Source organism: Chryseobacterium sp. 14P4.3.2, from assembly GCF_057799275.1.
On sequence record NZ_JBYOKO010000019.1, the window covers coordinates 70370 to 94727 of the forward strand.

General features: G+C 35.9%; 27 protein-coding genes and 1 tRNA gene. 20 read left to right on the plus strand and 8 right to left on the minus strand.

Going from position 1 to position 24358, the window contains the following annotated elements:
- Window positions 1–3: 3 nt before the first annotated feature.
- A complete protein-coding gene (locus AC27VX_RS21085) occupies window positions 4–696 on the minus strand; it encodes a CPBP family intramembrane glutamic endopeptidase (protein WP_236857272.1) in 693 nt (230 codons plus the stop codon).
- A gap of 211 nt (window positions 697–907) precedes the next feature.
- On the opposite strand from AC27VX_RS21085, the gene AC27VX_RS21090 reads away from it, so the two are divergent.
- Genes AC27VX_RS21090 through AC27VX_RS21100 form a run of 3 tightly spaced genes read left to right on the plus strand, consistent with a single transcriptional unit; the run spans window position 908 to window position 5101 of the window.
- A complete protein-coding gene (locus tag AC27VX_RS21090; protein WP_488697775.1) occupies window positions 908–1675 on the plus strand; it encodes a DUF4241 domain-containing protein in 768 nt (255 codons plus the stop codon).
- Window positions 1676–1683: 8 nt separating this feature from the next.
- Complete coding sequence (locus AC27VX_RS21095; RefSeq protein ID WP_488697777.1) at window positions 1684–2370, plus strand: SMUG2 DNA glycosylase family protein; 687 nt, start codon at window positions 1684–1686, stop codon at window positions 2368–2370.
- Window positions 2371–2419: 49 nt separating this feature from the next.
- Entirely contained in the window at window positions 2420–5101 is a 2682-nt protein-coding gene (locus tag AC27VX_RS21100; RefSeq protein ID WP_488697779.1) for a DEAD/DEAH box helicase family protein, read from the plus strand.
- Window positions 5102–5186: 85 nt separating this feature from the next.
- On the opposite strand, the gene AC27VX_RS21105 is transcribed toward AC27VX_RS21100, so the two are convergent.
- Together AC27VX_RS21105 and AC27VX_RS21110 are read right to left on the minus strand one after the other, a co-directional pair.
- The gene (locus AC27VX_RS21105; protein ID WP_236857278.1) at window positions 5187–6008 is read right to left on the minus strand and encodes a T9SS type A sorting domain-containing protein; all 822 of its coding nucleotides are present in this window, start codon (window positions 6006–6008) and stop codon (window positions 5187–5189) included.
- A 37-nt stretch (window positions 6009–6045) separates the two neighbouring features.
- Window positions 6046–6594 carry a phage tail protein gene (locus AC27VX_RS21110; protein ID WP_236857279.1) on the minus strand — a complete coding sequence of 183 codons (549 nt, stop codon included), beginning with the start codon at window positions 6592–6594 and terminating at the stop codon, window positions 6046–6048.
- A 258-nt stretch (window positions 6595–6852) separates the two neighbouring features.
- Between AC27VX_RS21110 and AC27VX_RS21115 the strand changes: the two genes are divergently transcribed.
- The 9 genes from AC27VX_RS21115 (at window position 6853) to AC27VX_RS21155 (ending at window position 13337) form a co-directional block, all read left to right on the plus strand.
- The gene (locus AC27VX_RS21115) at window positions 6853–7617 is read left to right on the plus strand and encodes an enoyl-CoA hydratase/isomerase family protein (RefSeq protein ID WP_236857280.1); all 765 of its coding nucleotides are present in this window, start codon (window positions 6853–6855) and stop codon (window positions 7615–7617) included.
- Between the two features lie 196 nt (window positions 7618–7813).
- Complete coding sequence (locus tag AC27VX_RS21120) at window positions 7814–8431, plus strand: hypothetical protein (protein ID WP_300685253.1); 618 nt, start codon at window positions 7814–7816, stop codon at window positions 8429–8431.
- A 273-nt stretch (window positions 8432–8704) separates the two neighbouring features.
- Window positions 8705–8995 (plus strand): winged helix-turn-helix domain-containing protein, encoded by a 291-nt coding sequence (locus AC27VX_RS21125; protein WP_236857282.1) that lies wholly within the window; start codon window positions 8705–8707, stop codon window positions 8993–8995.
- Window positions 8996–9055: 60 nt separating this feature from the next.
- On the plus strand, window positions 9056–9895 hold the full coding sequence (locus AC27VX_RS21130; RefSeq protein ID WP_488697785.1) for a metallophosphoesterase: 840 nt from the start codon (window positions 9056–9058) through the stop codon (window positions 9893–9895).
- 29 nt (window positions 9896–9924) lie between these two features.
- Window positions 9925–10194 carry a hypothetical protein gene (locus AC27VX_RS21135; RefSeq protein WP_488697787.1) on the plus strand — a complete coding sequence of 90 codons (270 nt, stop codon included), beginning with the start codon at window positions 9925–9927 and terminating at the stop codon, window positions 10192–10194.
- Window positions 10195–10206: 12 nt separating this feature from the next.
- Entirely contained in the window at window positions 10207–10692 is a 486-nt protein-coding gene (locus tag AC27VX_RS21140) for a Coq4 family protein (protein WP_236857285.1), read from the plus strand.
- 44 nt (window positions 10693–10736) lie between these two features.
- On the plus strand, window positions 10737–12107 hold the full coding sequence (locus AC27VX_RS21145; protein ID WP_488697789.1) for a DUF4153 domain-containing protein: 1371 nt from the start codon (window positions 10737–10739) through the stop codon (window positions 12105–12107).
- Between the two features lie 117 nt (window positions 12108–12224).
- A complete protein-coding gene (locus AC27VX_RS21150) occupies window positions 12225–12764 on the plus strand; it encodes a hypothetical protein (protein WP_236857288.1) in 540 nt (179 codons plus the stop codon).
- A 60-nt stretch (window positions 12765–12824) separates the two neighbouring features.
- Window positions 12825–13337: a hypothetical protein gene (locus AC27VX_RS21155; RefSeq protein WP_236857289.1), complete on the plus strand. Its 513-nt coding sequence runs from the start codon at window positions 12825–12827 to the stop codon at window positions 13335–13337.
- 54 nt (window positions 13338–13391) lie between these two features.
- Here the strand turns inward: AC27VX_RS21155 and AC27VX_RS21160 are convergent, their stop codons facing one another.
- From AC27VX_RS21160 to AC27VX_RS21175, 4 genes are all read right to left on the minus strand, one after another.
- A complete protein-coding gene (locus AC27VX_RS21160; protein ID WP_236857290.1) occupies window positions 13392–15050 on the minus strand; it encodes a S8 family peptidase in 1659 nt (552 codons plus the stop codon).
- 189 nt (window positions 15051–15239) lie between these two features.
- Window positions 15240–15827 carry a hypothetical protein gene (locus AC27VX_RS21165; protein ID WP_236857291.1) on the minus strand — a complete coding sequence of 196 codons (588 nt, stop codon included), beginning with the start codon at window positions 15825–15827 and terminating at the stop codon, window positions 15240–15242.
- Between the two features lie 7 nt (window positions 15828–15834).
- Window positions 15835–16284, minus strand: a complete 450-nt coding sequence (gene dtd / locus AC27VX_RS21170; protein WP_300685262.1) for a D-aminoacyl-tRNA deacylase — start codon at window positions 16282–16284, stop codon at window positions 15835–15837.
- 8 nt (window positions 16285–16292) lie between these two features.
- Window positions 16293–16748 carry a hypothetical protein gene (locus tag AC27VX_RS21175; protein ID WP_488697792.1) on the minus strand — a complete coding sequence of 152 codons (456 nt, stop codon included), beginning with the start codon at window positions 16746–16748 and terminating at the stop codon, window positions 16293–16295.
- Between the two features lie 109 nt (window positions 16749–16857).
- Here AC27VX_RS21175 and greA point away from each other — a divergent pair, with 109 nt between their 5' ends.
- From greA to AC27VX_RS21210, 7 genes are all read left to right on the plus strand, one after another.
- Window positions 16858–17328, plus strand: a complete 471-nt coding sequence (gene greA / locus AC27VX_RS21180; protein WP_236857294.1) for a transcription elongation factor GreA — start codon at window positions 16858–16860, stop codon at window positions 17326–17328.
- Between the two features lie 55 nt (window positions 17329–17383).
- Window positions 17384–17773 (plus strand): HIT family protein, encoded by a 390-nt coding sequence (locus AC27VX_RS21185; RefSeq protein WP_236857295.1) that lies wholly within the window; start codon window positions 17384–17386, stop codon window positions 17771–17773.
- A gap of 59 nt (window positions 17774–17832) precedes the next feature.
- Complete coding sequence (gene clpX, locus AC27VX_RS21190; protein ID WP_236857296.1) at window positions 17833–19020, plus strand: ATP-dependent Clp protease ATP-binding subunit ClpX; 1188 nt, start codon at window positions 17833–17835, stop codon at window positions 19018–19020.
- Window positions 19021–19094: 74 nt separating this feature from the next.
- Window positions 19095–21047, plus strand: coding sequence for a T9SS type A sorting domain-containing protein (locus AC27VX_RS21195; RefSeq protein WP_236857297.1), 1953 nt, complete (start codon window positions 19095–19097; stop codon window positions 21045–21047).
- A 5-nt stretch (window positions 21048–21052) separates the two neighbouring features.
- A complete protein-coding gene (locus AC27VX_RS21200) occupies window positions 21053–21265 on the plus strand; it encodes a signal peptidase (protein WP_236857298.1) in 213 nt (70 codons plus the stop codon).
- A gap of 61 nt (window positions 21266–21326) precedes the next feature.
- A complete protein-coding gene (locus tag AC27VX_RS21205) occupies window positions 21327–22619 on the plus strand; it encodes a TlpA family protein disulfide reductase (RefSeq protein WP_236857299.1) in 1293 nt (430 codons plus the stop codon).
- Window positions 22620–22662: 43 nt separating this feature from the next.
- Window positions 22663–22736: transfer RNA gene (locus AC27VX_RS21210), tRNA-Met, on the plus strand.
- A gap of 127 nt (window positions 22737–22863) precedes the next feature.
- Here the strand turns inward: AC27VX_RS21210 and AC27VX_RS21215 are convergent.
- Complete coding sequence (locus AC27VX_RS21215; RefSeq protein ID WP_488697796.1) at window positions 22864–23082, minus strand: transposase; 219 nt, start codon at window positions 23080–23082, stop codon at window positions 22864–22866.
- Window positions 23083–23575: 493 nt separating this feature from the next.
- On the opposite strand from AC27VX_RS21215, the gene AC27VX_RS21220 reads away from it, so the two are divergent.
- The gene (locus AC27VX_RS21220; RefSeq protein ID WP_236857301.1) at window positions 23576–24217 is read left to right on the plus strand and encodes an ankyrin repeat domain-containing protein; all 642 of its coding nucleotides are present in this window, start codon (window positions 23576–23578) and stop codon (window positions 24215–24217) included.
- Window positions 24218–24358: the final 141 nt, after the last annotated feature.

The following is a 24358-nucleotide window of genomic DNA, read 5'->3' on the forward strand; positions in this document are numbered from 1 at the left end:
TCTTTACTGAATGGCTGTTTTTTTCTTTTGTAAGAAACGGAAATACCAGTAAACAAAAAAGGGTAATGCAAATATTTGAAATAAAAAGACAAACAGAGACAGGATACCTTCAAGATGATTTTCATTAAGCTTAGATAGAAGCTGCTTCCCAAGAGGTCCGTTGGAGAAAATTATAATAGTAAAGAGATTCCAGCCGATATGGAGACCTATTGGGAGATAAAGGGATTGGGTTTTGGCAAAAGCATAAGCCAGCATCCATCCAAAAATACCTGTCATCACAAAAATAATTCCCATCTGAAATGGATTTCCAAATGCATTATAGGAAAACCAGTGATAAATTCCAAAACAGACTGCAGAAAGAATGCAGGCTTTATGGTTTCCCCATTTGTTAATGATGATATAAAGTAAAGCTCCTCTGAAAAGAAGTTCTTCAAATAGTACAGATTTAAGGACCCACCACAAACTTTTTAATGCTTCCGGTAAAGTAAACTGTTTATTAAAAATCCAGTTGTTGGCAATAAAAGCCGTTGTCATGAGATGATAAAGACTACAGACTAAGGCAGCTAATAAAAATCCTATACCTAACTGTGCTGTTCTGATCTTGGTAGGTTTAAGACCCAGAACAGAGAGATTCTTTTTGGAAATAAACCAAAGCAGGAGCCATGAAATGATAAGCTCAACTATAATTCCAATCATTTATTAATTTTTTTAATGAATTGATATTCTGAAATTAGCGGCTGCATTAATCTTTTTCATTGAACACGAATTTACAAAAAAAACAAATGGAAATCAGAAGTTAGGATTGTAACAGTAATTTGCATCTTCTTTTCCAATTTAATTGACAAAAGAATTTGATAATTCCTCAATGAAACACTACCTTTAAAATTCAATCATAAAATTTAAAATAATGAACGAAAGCTGGATGAAACAATGGGAGGAAGTGAAAAATATTATGGTTTGTCCTACAGACCTGGAAACCTATTTTACTTCTGATGAAATTCTGGGAAAGAAATTAGAGACTATGGAAATCGGAGAGGTTTCTCTTCCTTCCGGTAAAATAGTAGTAAGAGATCCGCTGGTTGCTCTCAATGCCAATCAATCACCTTACTTTATTCAGGCTCCGAAAGGAAATTTCCCTGTAACGATTGCGGTGGTAAAATCTGAAGATTGGGGAGACCGATATGCTGTTGTAAAAGTTGAATTTACCAAGGAAAAACCTGTGGTGTACAGAGAAGCCTTAGTAGGAATTGAAGACTTAGACGACGTAGCCGAAGACGATTATTTTGGTTTCGGGGTGGATGCCGGTTTAGGTTGTATTACAGATAAGGAAGTGTTGCCTTTTGTAGATCAATTTGTAGATGAAATAAATGTCGATAATATGTATGACGATTATTTCGCCGCCCTTTTTGCACAAAGTTATAAAGCTAACCCTAACAATCAGAGAGAAGCAGGAGATTGGATCAATTGGACGATTCCTGGTACTGATTATCAGATTCCTATGTTTGCAAGTGGTTTTGGTGATGGTACTTATCCAGTTTACTTTGCTTATGATGCACAAGAAAAAATATGTGGTCTTTATATTCAATTTATTGATATTGAATTAGCACTATCAGAAGATGATGACGACGAAGATGAGGTTTTTGATCAGCCGGATAACTTCGTCTTTTTAAAATAATTTTTTCAATGAATAAAACTTTTGCAGATACCGTCATTGAGTTCAATGAAAACCTTAGCTATACCGGAGAACTTCCTGAAGGCTTTGAAGTTCTGAACCCTTATCTGGATAATCCGGAAACAATGGAAGTGATGCAAAAGTTTTATCATAAATATTATAATGATTCCTGCAAAAGAAGATTTATAATAGGTATCAATCCCAGCCGCCATGGAGCAGGGGTTACAGGAGTGCCATTCACCGATACGAAACGGCTTGAAAGCATTTGTGGAATAAAAATGAAATCTGCTTACACCCACGAAGTTTCTTCAGTTTTTATGTATGATATGATTGAAGACTATGGCGGAGCCGATCTTTTTTACAAGGATATTTATATCAATTCTCCATTTCCGCTGGCTATCGTTAGAAAAACAAAAAATGGATGGGTCAATACCAATTACTACGATGATAAATTACTTTTTGAGGCGGTCAAAGACTTTATGATTCAATCTCTGAAGAAGCATATCAGCCTTAATCTGGATACCTCGGAAGTTTTTGTTCTAGGTAAAAAGAATGCAGAATTTATTTCAAAATTAAATAAAGAAGCCCAGCTTTTTGATACCATGACTGTTCTGGAACACCCCCGATATATTCAGCAATATAAGACCAAAGAAAAGCAACTGTATATAGACAAATATATTTTGGCTCTGAAAAAATAAAATAACCTCTTCTATTATTAATCATCAGGTTTTTTATTAAATTGAGCTTATGAATGTTTTTCCCGAAAACACTACTTTCAAATACAGCTGGCGGACCTATCAGAAGAAATTTCTGGATAATCTTAATGAATATCTTGTCGATAATCATCTGCATGTTTCAGCCCCTCCAGGCTCCGGGAAAACAGTTCTGGGATTGGAAATGATGCTGAGACTCGGTAAACCCACTCTAATTGTTACCCCAACATTGGCAATTAAAAATCAATGGATTCAAAGGTTTTGCGAACTTTTTCTAAACACAGAAGTCGTTCCGGACTGGATTTCTTCCGATATTAGAAAACCAGGAATCATTACAGTTACAACCTATCAGGGTATTCATTCTGCTTCTCATGCAGACGAAGAAGAAAGCACAGAAGGGAAATCTTCTAAAATTCCGTTTTCTGAAATTATAAAAAAATTACAGAAACAAAAGTTAGGAACTCTTATCCTCGACGAGGCCCATCATTTGAAAAATGCCTGGTGGAGAAGCTTAATGGAATTGAAAAATATAATCAATCCTACCGTTGTAGCACTTACAGCAACACCACCTTTTGATGTTTCCGGAGCAGAATGGCAAAAATATATTCAGCTGAACGGTCCTATTGATGCTGAAATATCCGTTCCTGAACTGATGATGGAAGGAGATCTCTGTCCTCATCAGGATTTAGTTTACTTTACCTTGCCATCGCAGGAAGAACAGAAAAAAATTGAATATTACCATAGTCAGGCATCTGAATTTTTTGAAGAAATAAAAAATGATAATCAACTTCTAAGTGCTATCGGGCAGCATCAGACTTACCTGAATCCCATGGAACATTTAGACTGGATCTATGAAAATATGTCTTCATATACCTCAGGATTAGTTTATCTTAATTTCAGAGGAAAGGAGATTCCGGATATTCATTTCAAAATCATTGGAGACGAGCAAAAATATATCCCTGAATTTGATTTCTTCTGGATGGAAGAACTCCTTGACTTTTATCTGCTGGTAGATGAAGTTAACTTTAAAGATTATGAAGAGCATCGTACAGATCTTGGTAATAGATTAAAAAGACAAGGCTTTCTTGAACAGAAAACGGTTAGTTTTTTTAACAGTAAAAGTCTAAATCAGATTCTGAATTCCAGCATTGGTAAACTTCAGGGAATAAAAGAAATTGCAGATTTTGAGTTTTCAGTTCTCAAAGAAGAGCTCAGAATGGTGATACTTACCGATTTTATAAAAAAAGAATACCTGGACAATGAAACACAGAATAATCTTACTCTTGATAAAATAGGAGCTGTACCCATTTTTGAAAAACTAAGAAGAGAAAACTCTCAAAATAAAAAAATTGGCGTTCTTACAGGAAGTGTGGTTATTATTCCTGCCAGTACAAAAGAAGTTTTTGATCAGTTTTGTGCCAGGCAAAACATACATGAAATATCCTTTACTTCTCTCGTTTATGATCAGGATTACCTTATCATCAGTCTTTCGGAACAGATAAAACATACTATCGTACATATCATCACCGAAATTTTCCAAAGTGGGGGAATTCAGATATTGATTGGAACGAAATCTTTGCTGGGGGAAGGTTGGGATGCTCCAAAAATGAATGCGCTGATCCTTGCCAGTTTTGTAAGTTCTTTTGTTCTTTCCAACCAGATGAGAGGAAGAGTGATCAGAACAGATAAAGATAATATTCATAAAACAGGCAATATATGGCATCTCGTATGTTTTGATTCCCAGGATGTGGATGGAGGTCAGGATCTGAATATGATGAAAAGAAGATTCAAAACTTTTGTCGGGATTTCCAATAGAGACAATCCTACCATTGAGAATAACTTCGAAAGATTGAATATCAAAATCATAGAGAATAATGATAGAGTTCCGGAAATAAATCGAGCCTCTTTCATTCTGGCAAAAGATAGAAATTATCTTATTAAAAGATGGAAGACCGCCTTGAATAAGGGAAATGTCTTAGTAGAGGAAATAAAAGTTCCGGTAGAGAATATGGCTGCAATGAATGGGATGAGAATAGATTATCTGGGGAAGATGACAGGGAATTTTGCCAAAGTGATCGTAGCTTCTGTCATTTTATTTTGGCAGGATGTTTTATTAGGCCTGCTAAGAAACATACAGTCCATCAGTTCTATTAAAAACTTTTCTCTCTTTGCCTCGCTGTTTGGAGCCGCGGGCTTTTTGGTGTACGGTGGAAAACTCTACCGATCCGTAAAACAATACCTCAGATGTAAAGATTCTGCTAAGCAGATTGATTCATTAGCAGAAGTTGTTTTATCCTGTTTAATTGATGAAAAAATCATTCGTACATCCACTGAAAAATTAAAAATTGTAAGCTCCTCCGATAAAACCAAAAGTGCATTTTGCTATTTGGAAGGAGGCAGCCAGTATGAAAACTCCCAGTTTATTCAGACCTTACAGGAATTAGTTTCTCAAATAGACAATCCCAGATATTTACTCAGGCAGAAGCGGAAATTTTTCTTCTGGAAGAAAGAAGTCTATTATCCCGTACCTGAGATCTTTGCGAAAAATAAAAAAAGTGCTGAATTCTTTAAAAAATCCTGGGATAAAATAATAGGAAAATCTGATTTGCTTTTTACAAGAACGGTTGATGGTCGCAAAATTTTACTCGCACTCCGATTCCAGGCTATATTAAAGAGAAACGGACGAATAGAACATCTCCACAAATGGACCCGGTAAAAGAACAAAATCCCTTCGCAAGAAGGGATTTGTCATTTATGAATTAAAGTCTTTAAAGGGGAACAAAGTCGGCTGTTTTCTGATCTTAGTTTTTAATAACTTTAGTCGATTCACTACCTGTTTTGAGATAATAGACTCCTTTTGGCAGCTCTGAAATATTAATTTCGTTAATACCTTTCTGCGTTTCAATACTTTTCAGCAGTTTACCTTCCGGGCTATACACTTCCGTGGTGGAGCCTTTTTCTGTTTTGATGGTAAGAGGCCCATTAGTAGGATTAGGATAAATACTGAATTGTTTCTGAGCAGTTTTCGCTTCTGAAGTTCCTAGTACCATATTACTATCCTTTACCCATGTGAAAGCATCTAGTCCTAAATAATAATAATTCCCCCCAAGGGTTAATTGCAGCTCATCAATAATGATGTTCGAGTAATTTTGCCCGTTCAGGTTAGTCAGATCAATCAGAGTATATCCATTGGTAGCCCCTAAAGTGGTAGAAAAACCTGTTGTTTTTGTTTGCGTGAATTTTGTAATTCCACTCAGTTTTCCTGTTATAGTAAGGGTTCCTGTTACAGCAGGGTTTGAAAACTTATTGGCTACATACACCCAAAAACGGTTTACTTTATACAAATTAGAAGTCGTCTTTATACTGAAAGAAGCATTATCCTGACCCACACTTGCGGAATTGTCTATGTACCTGTTATCATTGCCTGTACCACTCCATCCGGTATTAGGAAATATTCCTATCACAAAATTTGTAGTATGTGAAATGATATTAAAGGTTACTCCATTGTCAGTAAAGTTAGTGCTTCCTTGAGATTCCGTTTCAAAAGTCTCCGTACTGGTCTGCCCAAATGAAAAAATTGAAATGAGCAGACTACAGATTATTAAAAAAGTAGTGCTTTTCATAATTGTTGTTTTAAATATTAGGTTACTATATATAATATTAACTTCTTGGAGGGTAAATACCTTCAACACAGATAATATAGTTCAAGCCAAGATATGGAGGCATGTTGTTCACTGGAAGATTTTGTCCTACAAATGCTACAGATTTTGAATTGATCACCGTATCTGGATCATCATCTACGAAACTTGGTACAGGATCAAAAAGTCTTCCGTTTGGAATTCCTGAAATCGCAAAAGTTGAAGCTGCAGTAGGCGTTGCAACATTGGCATTTTGATTTTTGACTTTCAGTTGAAATCCGGCTCCTACACTTGGAAGATTTGAAGCTAAAAGGGTAGTTTGAGTAGTCCCTGCTGCTACTCCCAGAGGGTAATTCTCACTAGAACTTACGCTTCCTGCTCCTATTGCCATTCTTCCTTTAAGATTAGGAAGGGCAAATGTATCTATACCGTTTCCACCATAAGTAGTTCCTAAAATTGAAAATAAAGCAGAATTGCTTGAAATTCTTAATAAGCTTCCGTCGCAGAACAACCATCCTCTTGGAGCAAAATTTCCTGCAAATAATTTAACAATTCCAATGTACTCGTCCATAGTAAAATAGTTTTTTAGTTGAAATTTCCCTACTCTGTTTTCCGGCTTTTCGGATACCGCCTTTATTGTTTTGATTGGTAAGCCAAAGGAACAATTAATACCAAAGCGACAGTAGCGTAGAAAATACCAAATTAAAGACTGCGTATTTCTACGTAATAAAGATGAAAAAGAAGTTGTTTAAAGAGGTAATTTTTAATCTTTAAGTTTCTCTGAACGAGCTGTATTTCGTAATTTTGTAAGAATCCAATAAAAATTAAAATGAGCGAATTTGTAGCATCAGAAATTAAAAATAATATTGCCGAAATCACATTCGGAACCCCTAAAAGTAATTCTCTTCCGGGAGTCATTTTAGAAAAGCTGGCTCAGACTATTCTTGAAGAAGGAGCAAAAGGTGAGGTAAAGGCCATTCTGGTAAAAAGTGAAGGTGAAAAAGCATTCTGTGCGGGAGCTAGTTTTGACGAGCTTTTAGCGATTGATGAACTGCAGGCTTCCACTCAGTTTTTCGGAGGTTTTGCCAAAGTCTTAAACGCAATGAGAAACTGTGGAAAGATTGTAGTAGTAAGAGTTCAGGGAAAAACAACAGGTGGGGGAGTAGGAATTGCGTGTGGAGCTGATTATTGCTTTGCCACTAAAGATTCAGCTTTGGCGCTTACGGAAATTAATCTGGGAATAGGACCTTTTGTAATTGGCCCTTACGTTGAAAGAAAAATTGGAAAATCACAGTTTTCTGCAATGGCTATAGATGCTGATTTCAGATCAGCAGAATGGGCTGAACAGCATAATGTTTACCATTCCGTTTCAGACAATATTCAGGAAATGGATGAGAAACTGGAGAAATTCTTACAGACATTGGCGTCAAGAAGCAGTGATGCATTAGCGTTAATCAAAAAAGTATCATGGGAGGGTACCGATCACTTTAATGAACTGATGCCCGCCAGAATTCATATGAGTGCAAGCCTTATTCTGAAAGATTCAGCTAAGAAAAATATAGAATCTATCAAAGAAAGACTGAGAGCGAAGTAACTTTTCGGTTTAATAAAAATAGGGAGCCGTTGATTCATTCAGCGGCTTTTTTACTGATGAAAATGAAGCCCTTTTGCTGTGAATCAGATGTAGATACTCACTATTATCCGTTGATTGCATTTAAAATGAGATATTTTAAAAAAAATATTTTGCAGATTCATAAAAATTAATAACTTTGTAATTCAAAGTTCTTTTTATGGATTCAAAAAACTATCACGAAGACTTATCTCATATCCGTTCCATGATGGAACGTTCTTCAAGGTTTATTTCATTGAGTGGGCTATCAGGTGTTTGTGCAGGATTAGCTGCAATTATTGGCGCTGTATATGTATACTTCGTTTTTCAAAGAGAAGGGATCAGCTATTTTGATGGCGACAGAAATATTCTTGGTCCGGCTTTAGTGAAAGAACTGGTCCTGATTGGGGCAATCATTTTGGTTGTTGCAGTTCTCAGCGGATATATTTTCACTGCCAATAAAAGCAAAAAGAAAGGTTTGAAGATATGGGATGCAACCACTAAACGACTTTTGGTTACCTTTGCAGTGCCTTTGGTGGCAGGAGGGTTCTTTTGCCTGGGACTTCTTTATCACCATCTATTTGTATTCATACCATCAGCCACACTTATTTTCTATGGATTGGCATTAGTGAGTGCGGAGCGGTATACGTTACCAGATGTAAAATACCTGGGATATTTAGAGATTATTTTAGGACTGTTTTCTTTATTCTTTTTGGGTTGGGGATTAGTTTTCTGGGCCGTTGGTTTTGGGATTCTGCATATCGTCTATGGATTGATTATGCATAAGAAATATCAATAATAGGAATAAACTTTGTAATGCTTATCCATTTGTACGATTGCTGTCTTTCATTATCAGCGGAGGAGCAATTTATATATAGAAACAATTTTTGTGTTTTTGGATTTTAGAAAAACATTTCAGATAGTATAAATAAAGATTCCGGAAAAGAAGACAAGATTTTTAATTCTTATTTTTGCACCTCTTTTTCAGATGAGGAAGAGGAGTGACAGAGTAAGAAAATTTTAGAGACCATTATTGAGTGACGGGTTTCAGAATAAATAAGATAAAATTAAAATGATCAAAATCAGCCAACTTAATAAAGAATTCGAAAGCCGTGTAAGACTGGGTATTATGTCCGTTCTGATGGTCAACGACTGGGTTGATTTTTCTGAAATGAAAACATTGCTGGAAATTACGGACGGTAATCTTGCAAGTCATAGTAATGCATTGGAAAAAGTAGGTTATATTGAGGTGAAAAAAGAATTTGTAGGGAAGAAGCCAAGAACATCTTACCGTGTTACCCAGAGCGGTAGACAGGCTTTTACAGATCATCTGGATGCTCTTGAAAAATTATTGGGCCGGTAGTCCTATATTTTTTTGAAATTATACTTTGTAATTCAAAGTTCTTTGTTTTAAAATAAAAATATGAATAGAAAAACATTTTTAAAAAGGATATTTCAGCTCTCTGTTATCGGAGCCTTTCCAGCATTGTATTCATGGCAGATAGAACCATTCTGGCTTGAATTTGTAGAAAAAAAGCTTCCGGTTAAAAACCTTCCTGAAAATTTATCAGGAAAAAAATTAATGCAGATTTCAGATTTACATGTAGGAAAACGTTTTGATTGGAATTTTCTTATTGATTCTTTTCAGAAAGCAAAAAAATATAATCCTGATTTTGTAGTGTATACGGGTGACTTTGTCAATCATGGAAATGCTGAGGAAAGAAATGATCTTCGAACAGTGATGGAACACGCTGTTATGGGAAGGCTGGGAACATTTGCAATTCTGGGAAATCATGATTATGGAATCAAATGGAAAGAGTTCGATGTAGCCGCAAGTATAAGTGATACGCTTGAAAACTTTGGGATCACTATGTTGAAAAATGATCAGAAAGAAAGTCATGGATTAAATTTTATAGGCTTCGAAGATCTTTGGTCTCCCAATTTTAATCCTCAAAAAGTAATGGAAGGGTATGACGCCTCTAAAGCCAATATCATTCTTTGCCACAATCCGGACGCCTGTGACCTGGATATCTGGAATGGTTACCAGGGCTGGATTCTGAGTGGGCATACACACGGCGGACAATGCCGAATCCCCGGTGTCATTACGCCGCTCCTCCCTGTGAAAAATCGAAAATATATATCCGGAGAAATCGACCTTGAAGACGGAAGAATGCTTTACATCAATCGTGCTATAGGACACTCTTTTCAGATCAGATTTATGGTCCGCCCGGAAATTACTGTTTTTACCTTAACTCAAGCTTAAATAAAATGAAAGATCACGAAATAATATATATGAGTAAATGCATATTCGGAATGTTCTTTTTATTGGGAAGCATCTGTCTGGCAGGAGCATTGATAACAAAACTAAGTTCATTTGCAATAGGAGGTTACTTATTGCTCATTTTCGGAACCTTATTAAACGTAATTACGATACTATGGTTATTGATTTACGGTCTGATATACAGACCAAGGCTCAGTGCCTGCCTCAAAGCGGTTGGAATCCTTATGATTAATATCCCCATTGCTGTTCTTTATGCTATTATAGGAATTAATCTTCACTAATACAGATATCTTATGAAAAAAATACGCGTTCAGTTTCTGCTTTTTGTGTATGATGGAACTCAAAAATTATACAGAAAATATTTTAAAAAGAAAAAAAGACAATGGCAGTTCAATGAAAAACAGCTGCTGGAATTTCAGGAAGATTCTTTGGGAAGAAAGCTCGGGGAATTTTACAGGAAACATGGATTTTCTATGATCCCAAAAATGGAAAATCACGACGTACATCATCTGATCACCGGTTGCGGAACCAATTTCGAAGATGAAATTGCTATGCAGTATCTTCTTCTTGGGAATGGAAAACTCAATGCCCATCTTCTGGCAGCAATCGTTTTAGGAACAGTTATCCTGCCTGAATATGCGAAAATTTATATCAAAGCTTATAGAAAGGGACAAAGCATGAGACCTTTTTATCACTTAAACTTTGAAGAACTGCTGTGGCAGAATTTTGACCATGTGATAGACTTTATTCAACAAAAAGAATCAGTGGTTCTTTATTGAATTGAAACTAAATAGGATACGAATCTTTTAAATATTCAAATATCATGAAAACACATCACTATATATTTCTTACAGCCTTTTTATTTGTCCTTCTCTTTTATAACGAGGAGGTAGGGCTGAACCTTGGAATTCTGGGAATCATCTATGCAGTAGGAACCCTTTTTAAAACACCCGAAAAAAATAAAACCAGAACATTATATGTCCTTTTTGGAACAAGCATTCTTTCCAGTATTGCTTTTGCATGGTATGGAGATTTATCATCTTTACTTGCTGTGACTACCTCGCTTCTTTTGCTTGCTTATGAAGCAAAGAATAAGAAAATGAAGATCCTTCTTCTGCCTCCGGTTTTTATTTTAAACAGCTGTACTTCATTATTCCGTTTTTTTAGTTTTGATGAATGGCTTCCCAAAAGAAATGCGTCGGGGATATGGCAGAAAACACTGGCTTTTATTTTGATTCCGCTTGTACTGGTAGCTATTTTCTTTGGAATTTATTCCGCAGGGAGTGATCATTTTGCAGCTCTTTTTACAGACTATGAACTGGATATCAATCTGTGGCAGGTGCTCTGTCTTTCTGTTTTAGGATTCTTTATTGCCTTTAATTATTGGAACTATGTGGTGGAAAGGATCATCTACAAAAACAATCGTGTTTTGGATAATGATTTTCAGAGAGATTCCCAAATTCCCAAGGCTACTTATTCTTTTCTTGATCTTAATTCTGAAAGGATGAGCGGGGTAGTTTCCTTCCTTTGCCTGAATATTCTGCTCATCTTTTTCATTATTACCTATAATTACGAACAGTTTTATGAAGTTTCCAAAACATCGGTACAGCTTTCCGAAGAAACCCATGAGAGGGTGAATGCCGTGATTATGTCTATTATAATGGCCATTTTAGTGATCATGTTTTACTTTAAATCGGGTTTTAATTTTGATCCGAAGGCAGGCTTGCTGAAGATATTAGCAAAAGTATGGATCTTCCTGAATGCAGTTCTTGTATTATCAGCAGCAGTGAAAAATTATGAATATATCGTCCATTATGCTTTTACCTATAAAAGGCTTGGCGTTTTTGCCTTTCTGCTTTTGTCAATGATAGGTTTGATTTTAACCTTTATTAAAATTCAAAAGAAAAAAAGGAATGCTTTCCTGTTCAACACTATGGCCTGGTATTTTTATGGGGTAATTCTGGTTTGTAGCTCTATCAATTGGGGAGGCTTTATCACTTCCCGGAATATGAAACGGAAAGATTTTTCAGTTAACTTTCATTTTACTTCTATTAATTTCAGTGAAAAAGGTTTATTGAAATATGCAGAAGAGAAAAATAACCAGAAGCTTAAGAAAGATTTACACGATAAAATTAAGATAGAAAGATCCAGAACATTCCTTTCAAAAATTCTTTATTACGAAACTATTAAATAATACAATAGCAATGTAAAGAAAGCCGGAAAAGGAGGGTCATCAGATAAATTTGGAACAATTTTAGCATTTGATAGAGCCAACAGAATGATACGTTTTACATTCTAAAAATTAATTGTTATGAAAAAGTGCCTATTGTTAATTCCCTTGATTATTGTTTCATGTAAAAAAGAACCTGCCGTAACCACCACTTCAGATAAAGATTCCACCATAGTCACAGAAATGCCGGATTCCGTTTATAAAAGAGATTCTGTAGCGTTGAGAAAAAAGGATTCAATTATTAACAACGCTCCGGCTACTAAAGAAGTTTTGCGTAAAGGGGTAATGAGAAGCGACAAAGAAGGGCAGATCATAAGAACTGCTGATGCCTCTCAGCTTCCTTTTACATTGGGCGAGGAATTTAAAAGTGATGGTCAGGAACTGATTTTGAAACTTACTCATTATGATAAGCCTAGTATTAAAGCAAAAATTTCAACGAACGAGAAAGACTTTAATATTCGTTTCAATCAGATCAAACTTCCTAATGGAGACTATGACGGACCTTTCAGCAGAGATATTACTTATGAAACTCCCGGAAAAGGTGAAGTATGGCTTATTATAGGTAAAAGTAATATGGCTTCGGGAAATACAAAAGGACACTTTACTGTAAGTGTAGAATAAGATAAATTCAATTTGGTATAATTTCTGCAAACTATACCTTGAAGTTTAAAATTTAAAATTATGAAAAATATATTTCTAACAGCAATGGCCGCCTCAGCTGTACTTGTAAGTTGCGGAACTGTACAGTCGCTGGTTCAGAATACCTTTCCATATACAACGAATGTTTTAGTTTCTACAGGTGTACCTGCAGATAAAGAAGTTTCTTCCACGGCTACTGCTACCAATGTACAGACATGGTTCGGAGGAAACAATAATGCAAAGATTAAAGATGTAAGAATTTCTGACGCTAAAATTTCTGTAGCATCCCCTTCAGGAGGTAATCTGAATGCATTTAAAACTGTAAAAATATACGTTTCATCCAATGGAACGGGAGAAAGACTTATAGCATCACGTTCTAATATATCTACCAATTCTTCCAGCTTAAATCTGGATCTTAATGATACAGGATTTCTGGATGAGATTGTGAAAAGTTCAGGATTAACCGTGAGAACTGTTTATGAACTGAAGAATCAAACCTCTTCAGATATGAACATTAAAGTGGCACTTAATTTCAGCAGCGTTCCTGCGAAATAATTTATAAAAACTTGTGAAAAAAAGCCTTTCAGAAACTCTGAAAGGCTTTTTTGATTATATTTTCGTGAATTTCTCCACGACTCTTCTTGCTCCGTCATTGATGTTGATGATATACTGGCCTGTCGGCAGTTTTGAAATATCAATTTTTTCATCAGATGAGACTGAACCTTTAATAACACTTCGACCCTGAAGGTTGACCACTTCAAAATCAAGCTTTTTATCTTCATTGCTTTGAATTGCGATAAAGCTGGTTGTAGGATTAGGATAAATCTTAACATCTAATTCCCGCAGAGTCTTCACGGGGGTTGCGAATTTACTTTCCAATTGCAGAATAGCATTTTTCACATTAGGCAGCGGTCCTATTTTTTGATTGGCAACAGTACCGCCCTGAGGTATTCCTGTAGAAATCAAAAGATTTTTCATCGCTGTTGGAGTCAGATATTGGCCTGTACTCTGGCGATAGAAAGACTGAATCAATATTGCAGCAGAAGCTACCGTAGGAGTTGCAGAACTGGTTCCACTGAAGTAATTATACGTTCTGTTGTCATCATTATCATATTTTTGATAAGAACCATAACCTGCGGCCATCACACTGCTTCCCCATCCCTGTACATCCACTCTGTTTCCAAAGGTGCTGAAGCTTAGCTTAGAATGGGTAGTATTGGGAGATCCTGCCCCTACAATGATAGCGCCACTGTTTCCTCTTGCATTATAAGCAGCATAGAATGGATCATCAAGGTTTTGATTTCCGTTGCCTGCAGCTGCAATGATAATGATTCCAGAATCAGTAGCAGCTTTGGTAAGATCCCAGATCACCTTATCATATTCTGCAGGGCAATATTCTCCATTTTTTCCACCTGTCTGCATTTCATACAGAATAATATCGCCAGCCTGAGAAGCATTGATGGATCGGCTTACTGCAGAAGCTCTGTTATAACCTACAGTAGTCCATTCCATATATCCCTTTATCTCAGAAGCATTATAGGCTGCTCCGGTCAGTCCGATATTGTCTTTTACTGACCCTAAAATACTTACCACAGCAGTTCCGTGATCACGGTAATTATTACCCGATAGCCCTGAATTGGGAGAATATCCCGGCTCCAGCTGTATAGAATTTTGATTGGCCAGCATTTCATGCGTTTTGTAGAAACCATATTCTACATCACGAACACGAATGTTTTGACCCGTGATTCCCCTTGACCACGCATATTTGGCGTTTATTCCCGGGTTGTCATTCAGATAAGTCTGCAGATTCTCCAAATCAGGGGTGACAATAAATGTATTGACCAATGGAGGTTCAATAGGAGTACTGCTCATCACTGATACATATTCTATTTCAGGAAATCTTTCAAGAACCTCAATGATTTTTTGAGTCGATTCCTGATTTTGAATCGGCAGATCTGCTTTATATATCCTTTTCAGCTTTTCTACAGATTCCCCCGAATTGCCAATTGCTCTGCTGCTTCTGGCCATTTCATCCAGTTTGCTGCCGGTGAAATCGAGATCGTATGTAAATGAAATTTTGTTTTCTCTTGTAAATCTTTCCAGGTCAGCGTTTTTTTTGAATGCTGCTTTTTCCGAATTGATTCCTTTTGAAAAACACACATAAAATGTACCGTTAAGGTCATTAGCTCTTTTAGAATGGTGGTCCTGCCCAAAAGAAAAGCTGGAACACAATACAGAGAAGGCAAGAAAATGAATTTTTGTTTTCATATTATTTTGTTAAATGGTTGTGAATGTAGTTTGGTTGATATCAAAAATAACAATAAAAAGAAAACAAATCACATTTTTGTGAGTTTAAGCGAAAAATATTTATAGATAAAAACAAGCCTCATGGGATTAATCCTATGAGGCCTGCAAATGTTATATTGTATTAATATGGATATAATGAAAGAAATGACTTTAATAATCATCAAACCAGTTCATTCTGTTCTTTTGATAAATTACTTTCTTTTTATTCATGATCTGGTATTCAATACCGATGCTGTCGTTGTTGATATTGATCAGTTTTGCTCCCTGAACAGGTAGTTCTTTTTCGTTAATATGTGAAGAGGATTGTATTTGCTCTATAATATCTAAATAGGGAGTTCTGGAAATCTGTTTTTCAAAAATTCCTTCCTTTTTATAAATAGTAATCATTGGGTTAGACATTACACCGGGGCGTCCTCTTTCCATTCTGTAAGTATCATCCAGTGTAATATGCTGGTCGCATCCAGTAGTGGAGAAATACAGAACCATACCGAAAAAAGGAATCATCATGGGTAAAATGCTAAGAATGGTTCCTGATAACAATATACCAAAGTATATTTTTGCTCCTTTCTTCTTCCAGAACCTAATAATGATAAAAACAGTCATGGCCAGCCAAAGCCAGTTAATTACTTTATCCATATAATATCCGGAAAAGCTGTAGTTGTTAAAACTTAAAACTACTCCAAAAAGGAAAATCAAAGTCAGCGCCAGATAAGTAATAACAATATTCTTATTCTTCATCTCTTTATTAGCTTTTGGTTATTGAATCCATGACAATGGTGACAGGTCCGTCATTGATCAGGGATACTTTCATATCGGCTCCGAAAATTCCACTTTCAGTTTTTAAGCCGGACTTTGCTATTTCTTCCTTGAAATAATCAAAAAGAGGAACTGCCTTATCGGGTTTTGCCGCTTTTATAAAGGAGGGACGATTTCCTTTTTTATAATCAGCAATTAACGTAAACTGGCTGATGCATAGGATTTCTCCGGCAATATCTTTTACCGAAAGATTGAGTTTATCATCTTCATCTCCAAAAATTCTGAGATTTAAAACTTTCTGTACCAGCCAGTCTGCATCTGTTTTTTCATCGTTTTCATCAATGCCCACCAGAAGCATTAATCCTTTTCCGATTTTACCTACAGTTGTTCCGTCCACTTTTACGCTGGCTTCAGAAACTCTTTGTATAACAGTCTTCATGTTTTATTCTAATAGTAAATATTTAATGTTTTACCTGCCGCATCATAGTTATATGGATAGGTTTTCGGGGGAAGAGAAGTCTTAGAGCCTGATTCAGGCTGTCCTGTAGTTAATATCCAACGTGTATTATCCTTAGGACACAGAACAGAAATATTATCTTTTACCTCAAGAGTAGTGTTGTTATCCGGGCATATATGAGGAGCATTCCGGTCATACACTTTGAATCCGGTTCCTGTACGGACAACGATCAGACCTCTTGTTCCGGACTGTTGCTCATTCACGTAAATCCAGCCGTTGATATTGTTCAGAGGATAATAGGCGGGAAGGTTCAGATTGAGAGTTACATTAATAGGATTGTTTGGAAAGCAGCTCACAGTATCTTCTCTGCTCCCGCATGAATTTATGATTAAATTACTGAAAATCAATAAGGTAAAAATAGATAAGATTGAAAAAGTTTTTTTCATTTCAATTTAAATTTTTATATATTTGTAAAAATTAAACGATTACAACACGAAAACATTGTCCGGCAAATGTCGGATTATTTTTTTATACCAAAACTAAATTTTGAAAATTATGGCAAGCTATGTAACAAAGGAGGGTCTTGAGAAAATGAAAGCTGAGCTGGAACAGTTGGAAACTGTAGAGAGACCAAAAATTACTCAGCAGATCGCAGAAGCAAGAGACAAAGGAGATTTGTCTGAAAATGCAGAGTATGATGCGGCTAAAGAGGCTCAGGGAATGCTTGAAATGAGAATTTCTAAGCTAAAAGATGTTATTTCTACTTCTAAAATTATAGACGAAAGCCAATTAGATACTTCAAAAGTTTCTATCTTAACGACAGTGAAACTTAAAAACAATGCTACCAAGCAAGAACAGGTATTTACATTGGTACCGGATAACGAAAGTGACCTTAAAACAGGAAGGATTTCTGTAAACACTCCTATTGCAAAAGGTCTGTTAGGAAAAGTGATTGGCGAGATTGCTGAAATTACTTTGCCAAACGGAAACAAACTTTCTTTCGAAGTATTAGACATCTCTTTATAGTCTGATACTCTTTTTATTTCTAACTTCTAATATTTAACCTCTAACTTCTACTAAAATGAGCACTATATTCACTAAAATCATCAATGGCGAAATTCCCTCGTATACAATTGCTGAAGATGAAAATTTTATCGCATTTTTAGATGCAATGCCTTTGGTGAAAGGACATACCTTAGTAGTTCCCAAAAAAGAAGTGGATTTGATTTTTGATCTTGAAAGTGAAGAATACAAAAACCTTTGGGGATTTGCCCAAGAGGTTGCCAGGAAGATCAAAACTGCAATTCCATGTGTACGAGTAGGAGTAGCGGTAGTGGGATTAGAAGTCCCTCATGCTCATATCCATTTGATCCCTTTAAACAAAGTGGAAGAGATGAACTTCAGAAATGAAAGACTAAAATTAACGAACGAAGAATATACAGAGATTCAAAACTCAATCATTAATTCTTAAAAACCAGAAAATCGTAAAAAAGAAATTTTTTACGATTTTCTTTAACATATATTATTAGTATGAACTCAAACCAATGTTCTTTCTGCGGTAGAAAAAGAAATGAAGTACAGATGCTGATTTCTGGGCAGAATGGTTTTATTTGTGAAAATTGTATAGAGCAGGCTCACGCAATCGTGAAAGACGGAGCTTCCAAAACGGAACATTCTCCTGCAAGTAATATGGCTGAACTTAAAAAGCCAAAAGAAATTAAAGTATTTCTTGATCAGTATGTGATCGGACAGGATCAGGCCAAAAAGCAGCTTTCAATTGCTGTTTATAACCATTACAAGAGATTAATGCATGCTCAGGATGAAAACAGAGAAGTAGAGCTTGAAAAGTCAAATATCATTATGATAGGAGAGACGGGAACAGGAAAAACACTGTTGGCCAAAACCATCGCTAGAGAACTTAATGTACCTTTCTGTATTGTGGATGCTACTATCTTAACAGAAGCAGGATACGTAGGGGAAGATGTTGAAAGTATCCTGTCAAGACTATTAATGGTAGCTGACTATGATGTGGAAAAAGCAGAAAAAGGAATCGTTTTCATCGATGAGATTGATAAGATTGCAAGAAAATCAGATAACCCAAGTATTACAAGAGATGTTTCCGGAGAAGGAGTACAGCAGGGGCTGCTGAAACTTTTGGAAGGTAGTATTGTAAATGTTCCGCCACAGGGAGGGAGAAAACACCCTGACCAGAAATATATTCAGGTAAATACGCAGAACATCTTATTTATTGCCGGAGGAGCGTTTGACGGAATCAAGGAAATCATCGAAAGAAGGATGAATAAGCAGGCAATTGGTTTCAGCTCTGAAAAAATAAATAAAACCGATGACGACGAATATGTATTAACAAATATTAATGCAACTGACCTTCGTTCTTTCGGATTAATTCCGGAACTTTTAGGAAGATTTCCAATCATTACGTACCTGGATAAACTGACAAAAGAGACGTTGGTAAGAATTATGAAAGAACCTAAAAATTCCATCGTCAATCAGTTTGTGGAACTTTTCAAAATGGATGGCGCAGATCTGGTAATTACAGATGGTGCAATTGAAAGAATTGTAGAAGAAACTATTGAAAAAGGATTAGGTGCCAGAGGGCTGAGAGGTACCACAGAAAAAGTTTTAGAAGACTATATGTTTTCTATTGGAGAGGAGCAAGAAATCGTATTAACAGAACATAATATTTTGATTAATAGATAAATTATTTTTTTTTTTTGAAAAAAAATAATACCTTTGCGGGTGAAGATTGTATTAACACACAAATAATTTATACAATGAGAAAAAGTTTATTTGCTATAGGTCTTTTAGCAATTAGTTACTCTGTTCAGGCGCAGATACTATGTCATGTTGACACTAATGCTAATATGTATGTGAGCGAAGGCACCCTAGTTTATAGTGGTGGAGGTGTACAGACAAAAGGTAATGGCCTTTTGGACGTACATGGAAATATCATGGTTGTAGGATCTGCTACTGATGGTTTTAAAACAATAGACGGTACCGGTAATAATAAAACCGACGGCGGAAATATTATTTTAAGACTCAATACTCCTGCTTCCTTTGCTACTTCCACGTACGGACAGCTTTACATCGATGGATTATCCCAGTCCAATATTACCGGTATTGTAAGTAAAGAATACAGAACTACCAGCCAGGGTAGTGGTAATTATTTTCAACAGGTAGCTTTGCCTTTTTCAGGTAAGGCCCTTAGTACGTTATCTACAGAGTTAGGTAAAACATTTGACACCGGAAGATACAGTAATCCGGTTCTGAAGTGGGACAATACGAACGCCGTTTCCAGGCATTTTACAAGCTTAGCATCCACTACCACTGACGGGTCAGGGTATTATATGCTGAAAGTTTCTAATAATGACTGGAATCCAAGCACACCTGCTACAGGGACTGTTTTTACAGTTAATGGTATGCCATATGCTCCGCTTGCCGGTGTTGTTACATTGCAAAATGCAGCAGCAGGTTTGAATTTCGGAGTTAATGGTAACGGAACTAACTCTTATGGAGAGACCTACAATACCTACCTTGATGATTCCTTCGAATTTACTTTAAGCCCGTGGGCGGGAACATTTGGTAAGAATTTTTATCAATTCGGGAACCCATTCCTCACTAATATCGATTTATCTAATATAGGATATACTGAGAGTGTTACCGGATCAGATGGAAATGCAGTGAAAAATATCTGGGGTATTGAATATGACCCAGGTACAATTCATACGCTTTCAAATGGAACTACTTATGCTACAGGCTCAAGGGTAGTTACCTTTTTACCTACAGGAGATGGAGTTGCTCCGGCTGTAGGGGATGTGGATTTAGTTGTAATGAAGCCAATGCAGTCATTTAAAATGAAGTTGAGAGACAATTCTGCACAGACTTTAAACTTTAATACACTGAGAAGATTCAAACAAACTGCAAGAGCAGCGGGTGTTAACTATGATGTAACAGCAGCCAGAAGCAGTAATAAGATCTCAGAAAGAGGGACTGTAAAACAGCTTGGAGTAATAGGTCTTGATCCTAATGGAAATGAAATTTCGAGAACCTATTATGTTGTTTCTCCATCATTCACAACAGGACACCAGATTTCTGCAGCAACCACAGTTCAGGCTTCAGCCGGTAAAAATATCATCGGTACTTTTGAAGAATCACTGAATGGTGGTTATGATGATAACAATACTAACTACTGGTTATATATCAACGAAGCTAATGAAGATAATTTCAAAGGTAAAAATGTTAAATTGGTAAATTATTACCAGGATAAAGTAACATCTTATAAATTTGAGATTAGAGAGAATGCAGAATTAATCCCTGTTGGAGCTCACCAGTTATCTTCAGGAATTGGTTTTTATTATAGAGCTGAAAATGGAAGCTTAATAGAAGCTAAGCAAGGGGAAACAGTTCCTGTAACTAACGAAGAAGCTAATTTATATTACGGAGAACCTAGTAATATTACTTTAGCGGTGAATAATAAAGCAAACCCTTCTAGAACACTTGTAGTATACAATCCTGCTATTACAAATTATATTGTAAGATTTGATCCAAAATGGAAAAAAGCAGATATTGAAGTTTATGATATGAGCGGTAAACTGGTCATCTCTAAAAAAGCGGTTAATACATCCAGTGATTTTGTAATTGAGCTTGATGGCTCTCTTAAAAACTCTTACATTGTAAAAATCGTTTCTGATAAAGGAGAAACTGTTAATACTAAAATCTTAAAATAAGCAACATGAAAACTATAAATAAATTAGTAGCGGTTCTTTTCCTTTTCACTATATTTCTAGCTCACGCAGCTCCACCTATTCCAGGAGGAACCGGAAATGGTGGAAACGGTACCGGAGCACCCGCTTCACCAATCGATATGTATGTATATGTGCTAGTTATCGTAGCAATTGGATTGATTGCTTACTTTACTAAAAAGTACAAAAACGTAAAAGCATAAAATTTTATTAAAATAATATTAAACTCTCTGATTAGTCAGAGAGTTTTTTTATTTTTACCTTATGAAAAAGATTTATATGCTATCTGCGGTTTTAACCGCCTTTGCACTGCAAGCACAATTTACAGTTAATGTACAGGCTTCGGCAGATTTTAAAGATCAGGATGCTATTCTATATACATTAAACGGCTCAAAAGATATTATTGTTACTAAAGAACAAAGCAAGAATAATACTTGGACGTTTAAATATCCAAATAACTATATGGGAATGATGAAAATCTATTTCCCCGGATCCAATAATACCGTTAGTTTTATTTCTGAAAATAAGAATGTAAGCTTTAAACTGGATATTCAGAATAATAAAATTAAGGATGTTATCTATTTGGATGAAGCCAATGAACTGATGAGTAAACAACAGGAAGGTTCACAGAAGAAAGAACTTATTCTACCTGCTTTAGCACAAATCAAAGAATATTACAAGGATAATACAGACTTTGGAAAAGCACTGAAGATAGAGATTGATAGACTTTCTGGCTCTTCAAGCTCTATTGATCCAGCTCAGCACCCTTTTATTACTTATTACAATACGAATTACAGTAAGTTTTTGGGTAATCAGGCCGATCCTTCCAAAAAAGTAAATCCTGATGAAGTAATCAACTTCCTGGATAAATCTGGTGATATGCTCGAAAGTTCTTCGCTGCTAAGACCTGTATTGGTTGCTTATCTGAACTCTGGAGGGAATACCAATGTTGCTGCTTCAGTAGATAAACTTTTAGACCGTTTGAAAGTAGAGACACCAAGAGGGCAGACTGTTCTGTCAGAACTGATTGATATTTTTGACGTTTACCAGATGGATGAATTTAAAACCAAATATCTGGGGCTTGCCAAAGGACTTAAATGTACCATTAATGACAGACTTGCTTCTACATTAAAATCTAACGCTAATATTGAAATGGGGGCTGTTTTCCCTAATTATAAGTTCCAGTCACCTTCTAATACAACGGCAAAGTCAATTCACGATGTAAAAGCAGATAAAAAGGTAATTATCTTCTGGTCATCTACATGCTCGCACTGTGAAAGTGAACTTCCGAAGCTTTTAGAAAAGTATAACGACCTTAAATCGAAAAATATTCAGGTTATTGCTTTGTCTTTAGATGTGGATAAAGGTTCATATTCTAAAAAAATTACTGCATTTCCCTGGATTAATGATTCAGAATTGAGAGGATGGAACAGTAGTTATGTAGATACATACAATGTTCATGCAACTCCGACGTATTTTATTTTAGATGCTAACAATAAGATAATCAACAAACCAGATCATGTTGGAGATGTTTTAGAATATTTTAAGCTAAAATAATTTTGGTAGTAAATAAATATTTTCTATATTTGCACCACCAAAAGGCGAGGTAGCTCAGTTGGTTAGAGCGCAGGATTCATAACCCTGAGGTCACGGGTTCAATTCCCGTCTTCGCTACAAAAGACCGCAATCAATCGATTGCGGTCTTTCTTTTTTTTGTTCCCAACTTTTCTTGCGATTTCCACATTTTAAAAATAAAAAAATGGATCAGGTGCAAAAGTTGGGGGCTAAGCAAAAAGTTTGGTTAATCTGAATAAAAAAACGATCTGTCCTTCACCCCTCTGAGCTGCATCCTGAAGTTTTTGATTTTAGCATTGAAAGATTCAGCCGCTGCGTTAGTGCTTCTTTTATCAAAATAATTTAGAATATCTCTGTAATGGTGCATTATGGTCTTTCTTAAGGTGGAAAAAGATCTAAAATCTGCTTCTTCAACACTTCTAAACCAATGCGCAAGTTTAGTCATAGCCACAGATTTTGTAATAGGCTGATTATAGATCTTTTTTTAACCTAAATGGTAATCCGCTTGCTGCAGAAGCATTGTTTTTCAATTCCGATGATCGAAAGATGTATGATTAGTAAAAATATATACCATGGTGTCATCTTCACCAAAGCGGATGCTGAACTACTTATTCCGTTTCGCAGCCACAGCAAAGGGCTGAACTTGTTTCTGATTCGGTACAACTAAAAGAAAAAGCGCTTCACGACACCGTAGCAGGTTTACTGGCAATTGATCCCTCGAAAGCACATTGGGCGGAAGTGATTCCCTATAGAAAAAAGGGCGAATGGGGCTGTCTTGAAGTAAAGGAACATCTGGAGGAGCATTCATCATTTAATTGCCGCTTATTCCAAATTTAACATATCTTTGGATGATGATGAAACCTTAACCGAATTGCGAATTTATTAAATGTACTGCTGAAGGTAGAGAATGAGCTATTTGGGTTTAAAAAATTAAAATTATGACAAATAACGAAGAAATCATTAGAATCATATTAAATAAAGATATTGATGCTTTAAAAGAATGGATAAATAATGGTGGTGATGCAACGACTTTAATTGGAGATTCTGAATATGCAGAAAGTCTAATAAATTATATCATAGATGAAATTGAAGATGAGGACGGAGAGAATATTTACCTTCAAATGTTGGAAATTGTAATTGAAAATGGTGCTGATGTAAACTATTTTTATGCACCATTTAACGCTCCTGTTTTTCAGGCGGTCTATTTAAAAAGCCAGAAAGTACTGAAGTTGCTTTTAGAAAACGGAGCGAACGTAAATTTGGTAGGAGAAGAGTCAATGACCCCGCTTATTGATTTGGCCTATTACCCAAATATTGAGTTGATGAGATTAGTATTGCCCTATACAAGTGAAGAATTTATCAATAAATCCGGTTCTTCTCACGCGAAAACAGCTTTGGGATTAGCATTTAATCAAGGAGATTTAGAAATGATAGAATTATTACTACAATATAAAGCAGACCCTTATGTAAATGATGGAGAAGGTTATTTAACGATTGAAAATATTCGAAGAGATATAGATGAGGATCTTAAAAAAGAGATTTTTGCTCTTATAGACAAATATAAAACAAAAGAAAAATGAGACACTACCAATGAAGAGTTTTGACATCACTCATGTAGTTTGGAAGGACAGAAAAGAATTTTCTGCCGATATGAAGCATATTTACACTGCTCCAACAAAACAAGCAGCTGAAGCAGCTCTGGGCGATTTTGCAAAAAAATA